This window comes from Streptomyces graminilatus (assembly GCF_001418565.1).
Classification (GTDB): domain Bacteria; phylum Actinomycetota; class Actinomycetes; order Streptomycetales; family Streptomycetaceae; genus Streptomyces; species Streptomyces graminilatus.
The window spans coordinates 1-12,128 of sequence record NZ_LIQQ01000330.1 but is presented as its reverse complement, the minus strand read 5'-3'; the positions used below and the strand labels follow the sequence as shown (position 1 = coordinate 12,128).

The following is a 12,128-nucleotide window of genomic DNA, read 5'->3' as shown; positions in this document are numbered from 1 at the left end:
GCGCGACCAGCCCCCACCGCCCCGCACCCGAAGAACGACCCCCCGTGGGACGGACCCGTGCCTCACGGTTCCCGCAGCAGTGAAGTGACCTCGATACGGTCGACCCGGCGCAGGGCCAGGGCGAGCGCGAGTGCGGAGAGGGTCACGACCAGGCCGGCCAGCAGGGCGAGAGTACCGGCGGGGACGGTGACCAGGGGCGGGGGAAGAGCGAAGAACAGGCCCAGGACACGGATGGAGAGCACACCGAGGCCAAGGCCCAGCGGTATGCCGATCAGCAGGCTGCCGACCACGGTGACGGTGCCCTCGACGACGGGGCCGGTAAGGGTCCGCCGGGTATCGGCGCCGACCGTGCGCAGGACGGCGAACTCCCTTCTGCGTTCGAGGATCAGGAAGGCGCCGAGCAGCCCGACCCCCAGTGCGGCGACCGCGACGGACGAGACTGCCTCGATACGGCTCAGACCGTCGAGGTTGAGCGCCGTCAGGCCGCGCTGCTGCTGCCGGACGCGTTCGGTGAGCGTGGAGACCGTGTAGCCCGGGGGCTTGCCCTCCTGCCGCATCCGGTCGGCGACCGCGCCGGGGCTGAACCCCGGGGCCACGTCGGCGAGATAGAAGTCCGGTGGGGGCACGGGGGCGGGGACTTCGGAGACGCTCATGACCATCTCGGAGAGCGGGTCGGTGGGCGGGAAGGCACGGTAGACGCCGACCACGTGCAGGTCGAGCTTTTGGGACAGGTCGAGGTCGTCGGGGAAGACGGTGACGGGGACGGTGTCGCCAGGGGCCACGCCGAAGTCCTGCGCGATCTCCTGGGAGACCAGCACCCCGTTCGCCCGGCGGTCCAGTGCGTCGAGTCCCGCGCCCCGGGTGATCTGGGGCGCGGTGACGGCCGCCGAACGGTACGAGGCGGGATCCACGGCCATGATCGTCTTACGGTCGCTGCCCGCGCGGGCGGGAACGGCGCGGATCGGTGTGATCGCCCGCACCCCCGGCCCCCCGTCGGGCGGCGGCTGCGTCACCTCGGTGGCGGGTGTGAACCGCAGATCGGCGCCGAAGGCTGCCTGGGCGTCCCGGTGCGCGGCGGTGCGGTAGGTGGCCGCGAAGGTCGCGGTCTGCGCACCGAACGCCACGGCGAGCACTCCGAGCGTCAACGCCACGGCCGTACGGGACGGTCGGCGGCCCAGCCAGCGCAGCATGGTCCCGGGCCAGGTGGTCAGCGGCCGGGGCCGGTCGGGCCTGCTCCAGCGGGCGAGCAGTGCCAGCAGACCTCGTACGGCGAGCAGGGCCGTGCCGAGCCAGAGCAGCAGCGGTGCCAGCAGTACGTAGAAGGCCAGGGCCAGCGCCGGTCCCTGGACCGGGACCGGCTTCAGCCCGCCCGAGGCGAGGTTGCCCACGAGGATGCCCAGCCCGACGACGAGGGCCACGGCGTCCAGATGGGCGCGGCGCCACAGCGGGGGCCGCGGCGGCGGTATCAGGCGCCGGTCGACGACCAGCGCGGCCTTGCGTCCGGCCCGTACGAGCGGGACGAGCCGGGCGGCGGTCACCGAGGTGCCGACGCAGACCGACAGGACGACCGCGACGGTCAGCGACCCTGCCGGGATGTCGCGCCAGACGGGGTGGCCGACGACGCCGGACACCGCGGCACCCGCTGCCAGGAGACCGATGACGGTCCCGGCCGCACCGGCGAGCGTCCCCTGCCCTACCGCCAGGCGCACGAGGTGGGAGTCGGACGCGCCCCGCAGGCGCAGCAGCGCGTCCTCCCTGCGGTGAGCCTCGGTCAGCGCGGAGGCGGCGGCCAGGCCCAGGGCCGCCGACACCAGCACTCCAGGGATACCGAGGAGGAAGAAGAGGGACCTGGCGTTGGTGGCGTCGGTGCCCGCCTCGAGGAGTGGTTCGGCCGCGTTGTCGGCGACGAGGACGTCACCGGGTGCGCGGCGCTCGAGTGTCCGGCGCAAAGTGCCCGACCACCGCTCGGCGGCGGACGGGTCGGCGGGGTAGGTGCCGTGGTCGACCGCGACATGCGATTCCAGGCTCACCGGCGGCAGTTCGGACAGCCCTGGGTTGGTGATGGAGGTGGCGGGCCCGAGCGCGTGGCGGAAAGCGGGCAGAACCGTCCGCCGGAACGTTGTGTAGTCGATGACGATCGCCCGTGGCACCTCGGCGATGTCGCCCTGGACAGCCCCGGCCGGGATGGCGTACCAGGTCGTGGCGTCCCGCAGGTCGGCCCGGCCCGCGACCGGCACGGACAGCCCGAGTGGCCGGTAGTCGCCGCGCAGGTCGACTGTGACCCGCCGCGCCCCGGAGAAGCCGGGTGAAGCGGCCACGGCGTCGTTGAGCAGCACCCCCGCCCGCAGGTCGCCGTACGCGCGCACCCACGGATGGTGCGCCAGGTATGCCGGTTCCACGGCGAACAGTCGCGCGCTCACCCGCGCCTGCGAGCCGGGCGCGGACACCACGACGTCGGCGGAGGCGAAGACGTCGGCCTGCTTCACCCCCGGCACGGTGCGCAGCCGCTGCCCGAGCCGTACGGGATCGCTGTCGAGGGTCGTGGCGAGGGCGCGCATCTCCACCTGGACCGGCTGAAGCGCGACCTTGGTCATGGCGCGGGAGGCGTCGTCGACGTACAGGAGGGTCGCGGCCAGTGTGGCCACGGGGAGCGCGACGGCCAGTGCCGCCAGCAGCAGCCGAAGAGGCGCACGGCGCGCGATCCGCAGGACGAGCCAGAACATGCCGGTCACTCCTCCGGTGTCTCACCCATGGGGGTGTCGAGTCGCCCCGAGTGGAGGCGTACGACCACATCGGCGTGCCGGGCGACCTGCGGATCGTGGGTCACCAGCACCACCGCGGCTCCGCGTTCCCGGGCCGCCGCCAGCAGCAGGCGGACCACGGACGCGGCTGTCGTCGAGTCGAGGCTGCCGGTCGGCTCGTCGGCGAGGATCAGGGCCGGTTCGTTCACCAGCGACCGGGCGATGGCAACACGCTGCTGCTGGCCGCCGGAGAGCTGGTCGGGCAGTTTGGCGCCCTGGTCCGCCAGGCCGACGAGGGCGAGGGCTTCGGCGACGCGAGTCCGGCGGGCGCCCGGCGTGACACCGTCGAGCAGCAGCGGCACCTCGATGTTCTCCGCGGCCGTCGCCTGCGGCAGCAGGGCCAGGCCCTGGACCACGAACCCGCAGGTGCGCCGCCTGAAACGGGCCCGCTCGCTGCCGCGCAGTGTCTGCCAGTCGGTCCCGGCGACACACGCACGGCCCTGGTACCCGCTGTCGAGGCCGCCGAGGATGTGCAGCAGGGAGGTCTTGCCCGCCCCGCTGGGACCGGTCACGGCCACGACCTCGCCGGCCGACACGGTCAGCGACACCTGGTCCAGGCTCTTGAGCTCGCGTCGCCCGTCGCGATGGACGCGGGTCAGCCGCTCGGCGTGGACTGCCGGGCGTTCGGCCGTCTGTTCATTCGATGACGATTCCATCGCGCATCCTCAGACGTAGGTCCGCCCGTTCCGTGACGGACGGATTGTGGGTGACCGTCAGAATCGCCGCGCCCTCGTCGTCCCGTACGCGAGCCAGGATGTCGAGGACACCGGCGGCGGTCCGCGCGTCCAACTCGCCGGTGATCTCGTCGGCGAGCAGCACGGTGGGCCGGGCCGCGAGGGCGACGGCGATCGCCACCCGCTGCGCCTCGCCGCCCGAGAGCTGTCCCACCGGCTGCCGCGCGTGGTCGGACAGGTCCAGGCCGTCGAGCAGTTCGCGTACGCGAGTACGTACGTCAGCCGCGGGACGCCCGTCCAGACGCAGGGGGAGAGCGATATTGGCCCCGACATCGAGCAGCGGATGGAGATTGTCGCGCTGCAGCACCATGCCGATGCGGCGCCGGCGTCGCTGGGCGCGCTCCGCGGACGGCAGGCGGGTGATGTCCTCGCCCCTGACGAAGACGCGGCCACCGCTCGGTTCGAGCAGCCCGCCCAGGACATGGACGAGGGTGCTCTTGCCGCTGCCCGACGGGCCCATCAGGCTGGTCCAGGTGCCCTCGGGCAGAGTGATTCCCGCTCCGCGCAGGGCCACGGTCTCCAGATCGCGCTCGCGGTAGATCACGTAGAGCCCGTCGGCTTCGACGGCCGCCGCGCCGGACATCAGCCGTGCCTCTCGACCAGCGCGATGTGCTCGTGGTGGCCGCTGCGGACCCGATCGGCCTGTACCAGGCCGACGTCCCGTGCGTAGAACTTGTGGTCGGCCTTGTCAGGGTTCAGCGGGTCGGTGTCGTCCGTCACGACGACGTTCGAGAACCGCCCCACCTTCACGTTCACTGTGGCCGTCGTCCGCAGCACCTTCGCCATGTCCTCGGCCTCGCCGGGCCGGTACTCCTGGCGGTAGCTGTTACCGGGTTCGGGGTGCGCCTTCATGACGATGCCAGGCTGAGCGGTGTCCACGCCGGCCTCCCAAGAACCCTTGGTGCTGGTGAGATTGCCGTTGGTGTACTCGCCGGTCGCCTCGCCGAAGTACCAGACGTCGCCGGCGGCCGACTGCGCATACCAGTCGGTGGTCTTCTCCACCAAGGCTCCGTTGCTCGTCACGGTGTCCCGGACGACCGTGCAGCGCACGCCCAGGATGACGCGTGTCTCCTTGGTGACGATCACCTCGTCGCGCTGGGGACGTCCGTCGCGGGTCCCCTCGTACACCAGCGTGGTGCCGGCCCGCAGGGGGAAGTAGCGGTTGGTGACGCGGTTGCTGAACTTGGCCGGGTCGATCACGGGGTGGTACCCCCCGTCGGGCGGTGCGGTCGATGAAGGAGCGGACGGGGACGGCGCCGGGGCCGACGAGGTGCCCGAGCCGCCGGAGGTCCCGGTACCGGAGCCGCAGGCGCCGACGGCGATGCCGGAGCCGAGCAGAACGCCGATCATGGTCAAAAGGGTGGGTTTGCGGGTCATGACTCCTCCCCAGGGGGCTGATGCACCCACAGAGTGGGCGGTCCCGGGTAAGCGCCCATTAAGAGGAGGCTCGTTGGTACGGGGGCGGGGTTTCTCTTGCCGCTCTCTTACCGGTGTGAGGTAAATTCGACACAAAGTAGTGGTGGTGGGAGGTGTCGTCGTGGTATTCGACCAGTCGGCCCGGGTTCTTGTCGTGGAGGACGAGACCGCTCTGGCCAATGCCCTGGCCGAGGGCCTGCACCACGACGGTTTCGCAGTGGAGACGGTGGAGGACGGCCTGCTCGCCTGGGACCGACTGCTGCACCGTACCTACGATCTGATCCTGCTCGACCTGATGCTGCCGGGGCTGGGCGGCCTGCCGTTGTGCGCCCGGCTGCGCGACTCGGGCGTGGCGACCCCCGTCCTGGTACTGACCGCCCGCAGCGCCGAACACGACCAGCTCCGCGCCTTCGACACAGGCGCCGACGACTTCCTGGCCAAGCCCTTCTCCTACAAGGTGCTGCTCGCCAGGGTGCGGGCGCTGATCCGCCGTACGACGAAGGCCGACGCCCGCGTTCTGACAGCCGGGGACCTCGTACTCGACCGGGGTGCTCGCAGCTGCCGCCGTGGCGGGACCGACATCGAGCTGACCGCCCGGGAGTTCGCTCTGCTGGAGGCTCTCATGGCTCGGGCCGGGCAGGTCGTCACCCGGCGGGCCGCCCTGGACGAGGTGTGGGACTTCGCGCTGGACGAGGAGTCGAAGGTACTCGATGTCTACATCGGATACCTGAGGCGGAAGGTCGACCTGCCGTTCTCGCGGCACGCGGTGCGGACCGTGCGCGGTGTGGGGTACCGGCTCGATGCCGACGGCGGCTAGGGTCGGGGGAGTTGTTCGTCGTGGCGGGCCGGATCGCCGACGGAGCGTCGAGACCACAGGGACGGCTGGGGCGGCTGCTTCGGCGCCGACCGAGCGGTATTCGTGTTCGCCTGACGCTGCTCGCTGTCCTGATGGTCGGTGCCGGTCTCGTGCTCGTCTCGGTCGTCGTGCTCGCCCTCGTCAGGAACGACCTCACCGGCAATGCCAGGTCCGCGGCCACTGAGCGGGCACAGGACGCGGTCTCCCAGCTCACGTCAGGTGTACTGCCAGTGCTGAGCAGCGCCAATGAGGACCGTCCGGTCCTGCAGATCGTCGACCAGCATGGAACCGTGCTCGCCGCCAGCCCCGAACTGCTCGGCCGGGGCCCCCTGTTGCCGCAGCGGCCGCAGGACCATGCGGTCGGCAGCCGACTGCACCGACTGCCGATCGGTGACGGTGCTCCCTACTGGGCGGTTGGTCTCCCGGCCTACCTTGCCGACCGCCCGGTCGCCGTCTACGCGGCCGCCTCTCTCGAACCCGTCGGAGAGGGCGTGGACGCCACGCTCTCCGCACTCCTTGTCGCGAGTCCGGTGATCCTGAGTGTCGCCGGAGGTACGGCCTGGCTGCTGGTGGGCAGGGCGCTGCGCCCTGTCGAGGCCATGCGCCGCCAGGTAGCGGAGATCACCTCCAGCGAACTGGACCTTCGCGTGCCCGAGCCGCCCGGTACGGACGAGATCGGGCGACTGGCGAGAACGATGAACGCCATGCTGGAGCGGCTGCAACAGGCCGGCGAGCGCCAGCGCCGGTTCGTCAGCGACGCCTCGCACGAGCTGCGCAGCCCGCTGGCGGCGATGCGGACGCGTACGGAAGTAGGGCTGGCCCACCCGGCGGTCACCGACTGGCCGGTCATGGCCCGCGATGTGCACCGCGAGGTGGGGCGATTGGACCAGCTCGTCGAGGAACTACTGGTGCTGTCGCGGGTCGGTGCGGGGAACGGTTCCGCTCCCGCCTCTTCGGTGGACCTCGACGAGCTGTTGCTGACGGAGGTGGCGGCGATCCGCGCCCGCGGCCGGGTGGATGTCGACCTGTCAGAACTGTCACCGGTACGCGTTCAGGGCCACCCGCAACAGCTGCGGGCGATGGTACGGAACCTGCTCGACAATGCGGAACGGCACGCGCGCACCAGGATCGCCGTACGTCTGTTCCCCTTCGGGGAGGAGAACCGGTGCGGGTACTGGAACGCCGGCGGAGTTGAGGTGGGACCGGTGGCCGAGCTGGTCGTGGCCGACGACGGTCCCGGGGTGGTCCCCGCCCACCGCGAACAGGTCTTCGACCGATTCTTCAGGGTCCAGTCCGCCCGCGACCGGAACTCCGGCGGCGTGGGGTTGGGCCTTGCGATCGTCCGCGACGTGGTCACCACTCACGGCGGCCGCGTGTGGATCGCCGACTCTCCGAACGGCGCCGAGTTCCACGTGCGGCTGCCCATGATTCGTCCAAGGCCATCGCCGTGACTCATCGCCCACGGCCGCACCGCTCCTGTTCGCGCACCACCAACGCTCAACGCGTGCTCGCCGACCACAGCCACCCGCACCTCCAACCGGATACGCGGCCTGCTCACCCAGTTCCACCCCAGCCTCGAACGCGTCCTCGGCCCTCGCCTCGACCACGCCCAGATGCTGCATGAAGATCCCGCCTCCCGCACCTACTACGACCGCCAGCGAGGCCGCGGAAAGACCCACACCCAAGCCCTCCTCCGCCTCGCCCGCCAACGCATCAGCGTCCTGTTCGCCATGTTCCGCGACGGCACCTTCTACGAGCCCCGCACCCCCGAAAACGCCCCCGCATGGGCCCATCGGCCTTGACGAAGGACATAGAGGCACCCCCCGTGCCGGGAGGCGCGAAAAAATCCCTGAACGCCGGCCCCCGCCCCCGCCAGAATGCCCCTGTGAAGCATGACAATGCCGATGTCCATGCCCATGTCCGCGTCCTGTGCGGGCTCGCCGCCAACACCGCCCTGCCGCCCGAACTCGTCGACCGCCTGATCGAACTCGCGGTCCCTGACGCCGACTTCACCGATTACCTCGCCGACCGCCCCGACCTCACCCACGGGCAGGCGCTCGCCCTGTACGCCCGCGCCCCGGAGACCGGCGCGGGGCTCGCGCGCGAGGGCCTGCTGACCGCCGAGGACGTGGATCCGGCCGCCGATCCGGACACCGCTCTCGCGCTGCTCGACGAGGGACGCGGCGACCCCGAGTGGGCCCGTGTCCTCGCGGCGGACCCGGATTCCTGGCGCCGACGGCGGCTGACCGAGTGCGCGGGCCTGCCGCCCGAGGTGGTCGAGACACTCGCCGCTGATCCGGACGTACAGGTCGTCGGGGAACTCGCCCAGTGGACGACGGATCCGGAACTGGCCACAAGGCTCGCGGCGCATCCGCATGCCGAGGTGCGCCAGTGGCTGGCCTGGAACGAGGCGGCGCCACCGGCCGTACTGGCGGCCCTGCTCGACGGCAAGGAGCTGCCTCCGATACGGCAGTGCATGGTCTGCGACGGTGGTGAGGGGACCGACTGCGATCCGCCGCCGGACGCCGTCTGCGCCGGCACGCACGAGTCCGCCGTGGACGGCATACGGCACGCGGCCCTGCGGAACCCCGCCACACCCACCGAGGCCGTGCTCCCCTTCGCGGACCACCCGGCGACGCACCTTCGCTGGGCCCTCGCCGAACGCCCCGACCTGCCCCCGGAGGTGTGCCGACGGCTCGCCACGGACCCCGACGCGCGCATCCGGGCCTGCCTCGCCGAGAACCCGGTGATCGACGACACCTTGATGCGCGTACTGGCCGAGGACGAGGACCAGGACGTACGCCGTCACCTCGCGCACAACCCCGGGGTGCCCCTCGACGTCCTCGTCCGCCTCGCCACCACCACGAGACTCGGCGCCGAGCTGCCCCCACGGGTAGAGGCCGCGTCCCCCGCCGAGGTGGAGAAACTGGCCCACTCGACCGACTCTGCCGTACGGAGCCTTGTGGCCCTGCGCCGCGATCTGCCCGCCGACATCCGCGACGCGCTGGCCACCGACCCCGACGCGAAGGTGCTCAAGACCATCGCCCCGCACCCCGGTCTCTCCGAGGCGCGGCTGCGTGCCATGGTCGACCGGCACGGGGTCCGCGTCCTCGCCGCGGTGGCGGCCAACCCGGACGCGTCCGGCGCACTCCTGGAGGACCTCGCCTGCCACCGGCCGCCGGTACAGAAGGCGTTCCGCGAAATAGCCCGCCACCCGCACGCGACACCAGGGGCACTCCTCGCCTGCCTCGGGGACGCCCGGGACGTCCGGGCGAGAGCCGTGGCCGCCGCCCATCCGGCCCTCCCGCCCCCGGCCATCGTGGAACTGCTCGCCGACGACGACGAAGGGGTGGCGGAAGCGGCGGCGAGTAACCCGTCGCTGCCGCGTGCGGTGATGCGGAGTCTGCTGCCTCAGAGGCCCTGACAGAAGCTGTTGATCACTCGACTCTCGGGTTGGACGGTCGTTGGTCTGCTCGTGGGGAAACGTCAGTCGCGGCCGTGGATCGTGTCGGATGAACTGTGGTCGCTCTCAAGCCGTTGCTGCCCCAGGAGCTGGGCTTCGGTTCCGGTGATCGACTCCTCCCCTGTGCGGGCGGCCCGGCGGGGCCCAATAGCGGGCCCGGACCGGTCGATGGTCGTCGACGAAGGCGAGTAGGGCGCTGGTCAGGCCTGAGAGGGCCTCACGGTTGCCTCTGAACCGTGTGTGGGGTCGGCGGCTTCGCCGTGTGGGAGGACTGCCTCGACGCCGCGCAGGAAGATCTCGACGCTCAGGTCGAACTGGCTGCGGTCGTAGGTGTCGATGCCGCGGTCGACGATCCGGGCGAGGTGCTCGAATGCCCCGCGGTCGCGTCCTTCGACGGTTTCGCGGGTCAGTCGTGGTCGGAGGCGTTCGCCGCTGTGTGCGACGTAGAGGGCGTCGCGGGCGTAGGCCCAGCAGAGGTTGGTCAGCAGGGCGAGGCAGCGCACCGTGCCCTCGTCGTCGAAGCCTGCTTCGGTCATCCGTTTCGCGACGGCTTCGGCCGGTTCGATGAACTGGGTGTAGAGCGAGTCGTCCGGCATGAGGTGTTCGGCGAGGGCGTCCGCGGCGATCAGGCGGTCGGTGAAGGCCGCCGCGTAGATACGGCACGCCTGCTGCCAGGAGGCGTCCGGGGGGATCTCGACGCCTGGTGAGCCCTTGGAGAAGGTGTCGAGCGCCAGGAGCTTCAGCAGGGATTCCCGGTCGCTGACGTGGTGGTTGACCGCCTTGCGGTCGACTCCGAGCTTGTCGGCCACGGCCTGCATGGTCAGTGTGCGGGTGTCCAGGGAACGGGCCGCCTCGATGATGCCCTCCAGGTCGATGCCCGCCCGTCGTCCGCGTCCCCTCCGGCCGCCGGTCGCCGGTGTCCGCTCTGTCACGTTCACGGCTTCTGCCTCTCGTGCCTCATGGGGGTTGACGGGGCGCACACCCGAGCATAGCTTGCTGGCAGGCTTAATTCCCGGGCGGGAATTAAAAGGGAGAGTCGAACGAAGGAGTTCGTAATGAGCACTGTCGCCGCAGGTCACGGCATCAAGCCGGCCAAAATCAAGATCACCAGGGAAGACCTCCTCGGCACGGAGCGGCGCTGGCGGCGCTTCGGCGAGCCGACCCCGGCAGGCGGGTCGCTCCACGAGGACGGCACCCCCGACTACGGCCTCTTCGGTCCCGGAAGCGTCGCCTGGGAGGTCCTCCTCCACCCGGCCACCGTCGTCTTCCTGAACGCCGCCCAGAGCGCGGTGCAGACGAAGGGCTACAACCCGATCAACGCGGGCCTGCGCGACCGCGACCCGATGGCCCGCAAGGCGCGGGAGGGCACGCTCACCATGCTGGACGTGTTCGACCGGCTGTCGCGCAACTCCGGCATGCACGCGCCCATGTGGCTCGGCGACACGAAGACCGCCAAGCTGATGGCCAAGCACCTCCACGCCATCCACAAGAAGGTGGCCGGTGATGTCATCGACATCGCGCGTCCCGAGCTCGGCGGCTATGCGGCGAGCGAGCCGCGCGACGCCATGTGGGCCGCGCTGACGGAGATGCACCCCATGCTGCGCGTCTACGAGGCGTTCGCCTTCCGCGACGGGAGGAAGCCGCACCGCCTCTCCCCGGAGCAGCGCGACCAGTTCATCGCCGAGACGGCGGCTTACCTGCGGCTCGTCGGCGCGCCCGAGGAGGACATCCCCACCTCGATGTCCGAACTGGGGTCCCTCTACGAGAAGTACGCGGAACTCTTCGCACCCAGCCGGACGGTCAACCTCGCTCCCGGAACGGGCGAGGACTGGTTCGAACTCGTGATGCGGACGGTGAAGCAGAACTTCCACATCTCACACCTGCGCGCGGTCATCCCGTACGTCTTGCAGACCACGGCGATCGAACTCCCCATCATGGGCGCACTGCCGGCCAGGACGCGCCACTCGATGGGCCTCAGCCCGCGCAGGAGCAAGCGCGCCGCCCGTGCGGCGAAGCTCTTCCTGCCGATCGCCTGGCTGATGCAGCAGGGCCCGTACGAGCGCTACATCCTGCGCCGCATGTGGGGGCCCGACAGCATCCGCCTGCTCGAATCCGCCCGCCGCCTCCACGAGCAGACACTGGCGCAGCGCGCCATGAGCCAGTTGACCGGTGGCCCGACGAACGGGTCCGCGCCCGCCGCGTGACACATGGACGGCCCGAACCGGCCGTTGCCGCGACGGCCTGGCCCGAGACGGTTCGCACTGCCTGTCGGTACCTCGATCGCCGGTGAGGTCGTCGGCAGACAGCCCTTCGATGTCTTCCTCGCCATTGACGGCCACCCTGAGGCGGTTGGCCTGGCCGGAGTCGACAGGATGCCCAGGTGCATGGACCTGCCGACAGTGGGACAGCACATCGTCGGCGAGGTGGTCCGGCACGCCGAGCACAATCACCAGGTGGGTATCGGGCTACGGGAGTGGAGGGAGCGCGAGGACCTGCTCCCCCGTTTCGTCGAGCGTGTCGGTCAAGTCGTCGCCGGACGCGTCACGAAGCTGTTGGCAGGACTGTTCGGGGAGCTGTTCTCCCCGACCTCCCCGTCCTCCCCGCCCTCGCGGTACTCGATGTACTCCGCCAGCCGCCCCGCCCCCGTCAGCATCGCCCGCGTACGCTCCGCCAGCGCCTCCCCGCGTGCCGCGACCGCCGCTCGCAGGGCCTCTGTGCCGCCCCGCAGACGCAGTTCCTCCAGCACCGGGCGGATCTGGTCCAGGGGGTAGTGGCTGCGGCGCAGGGTCTGGATCAGGCGGGCGTCGCGGACGTCGTCCGGGCCGAACTGCCGGTAGTGCGTGCCGTGTTCGCGGGCC

At 71.1% G+C, this 12,128-nt stretch carries 10 protein-coding genes and 1 pseudogene; 5 read left to right on the top strand and 6 right to left on the bottom strand.

The genetic code is table 11. From position 1 onward, the window contains the following. Nucleotides 1-62: 62 nt before the first annotated feature. The 4 genes from AOK08_RS26910 to AOK08_RS26895 are packed head-to-tail and all read right to left on the bottom strand — an operon-like array spanning nt 63 to nt 4,912. Complete coding sequence (locus AOK08_RS26910; RefSeq protein WP_055530755.1) at nt 63-2,723, bottom strand: ABC transporter permease; 2,661 nt, start codon at nt 2,721-2,723, stop codon at nt 63-65. A gap of 5 nt (nt 2,724-2,728) precedes the next feature. Then, entirely contained in the window at nt 2,729-3,457 is a 729-nt protein-coding gene (locus tag AOK08_RS26905; RefSeq protein ID WP_055530747.1) for an ABC transporter ATP-binding protein, read from the bottom strand. Continuing rightward, nucleotides 3,438-4,118 carry an ABC transporter ATP-binding protein gene (locus tag AOK08_RS26900; protein WP_055530745.1) on the bottom strand — a complete coding sequence of 227 codons (681 nt, stop codon included), beginning with the start codon at nt 4,116-4,118 and terminating at the stop codon, nt 3,438-3,440. The genes AOK08_RS26905 and AOK08_RS26900 overlap by 20 nt, the downstream gene beginning before the upstream one ends. After that, nucleotides 4,118-4,912, bottom strand: coding sequence for a hypothetical protein (locus AOK08_RS26895; RefSeq protein ID WP_055530743.1), 795 nt, complete (start codon nt 4,910-4,912; stop codon nt 4,118-4,120). Before AOK08_RS26895 ends, AOK08_RS26900 begins: the two co-directional genes overlap by 1 nt. Nucleotides 4,913-5,072: 160 nt before the next feature. On the opposite strand from AOK08_RS26895, the gene AOK08_RS26890 reads away from it, so the two are divergent. The 4 genes and pseudogenes from AOK08_RS26890 to AOK08_RS26875 all read left to right on the top strand — a co-directional run bounded on the left by AOK08_RS26890 (nt 5,073) and on the right by AOK08_RS26875 (nt 9,231). Then, entirely contained in the window at nt 5,073-5,768 is a 696-nt protein-coding gene (locus AOK08_RS26890; protein WP_055530762.1) for a response regulator transcription factor, read from the top strand. Between the two features lie 20 nt (nt 5,769-5,788). Then, nucleotides 5,789-7,258, top strand: a complete 1,470-nt coding sequence (locus AOK08_RS26885; RefSeq protein ID WP_198539405.1) for a sensor histidine kinase — start codon at nt 5,789-5,791, stop codon at nt 7,256-7,258. 72 nt (nt 7,259-7,330) lie between these two features. After that, nucleotides 7,331-7,609 (top strand): annotated as a pseudogene (locus AOK08_RS26880) (hypothetical protein); the annotation flags it as partial. A gap of 83 nt (nt 7,610-7,692) precedes the next feature. Beyond that, nucleotides 7,693-9,231: a hypothetical protein gene (locus AOK08_RS26875; RefSeq protein ID WP_055530736.1), complete on the top strand. Its 1,539-nt coding sequence runs from the start codon at nt 7,693-7,695 to the stop codon at nt 9,229-9,231. A 239-nt stretch (nt 9,232-9,470) separates the two neighbouring features. Here AOK08_RS26875 and AOK08_RS26870 read toward each other — a convergent pair whose 3' ends face one another. Then, a complete protein-coding gene (locus tag AOK08_RS26870) occupies nt 9,471-10,202 on the bottom strand; it encodes a TetR/AcrR family transcriptional regulator C-terminal domain-containing protein (protein ID WP_157876809.1) in 732 nt (243 codons plus the stop codon). A 123-nt stretch (nt 10,203-10,325) separates the two neighbouring features. On the opposite strand from AOK08_RS26870, the gene AOK08_RS26865 reads away from it, so the two are divergent. Beyond that, nucleotides 10,326-11,474: an oxygenase MpaB family protein gene (locus AOK08_RS26865; RefSeq protein ID WP_055530734.1), complete on the top strand. Its 1,149-nt coding sequence runs from the start codon at nt 10,326-10,328 to the stop codon at nt 11,472-11,474. Nucleotides 11,475-11,791: 317 nt separating this feature from the next. Here AOK08_RS26865 and AOK08_RS26860 read toward each other — a convergent pair. Beyond that, nucleotides 11,792-12,128: MerR family transcriptional regulator (locus tag AOK08_RS26860; RefSeq protein ID WP_338400155.1), on the bottom strand; the 337-nt coding region annotated here is incomplete at its 5' end.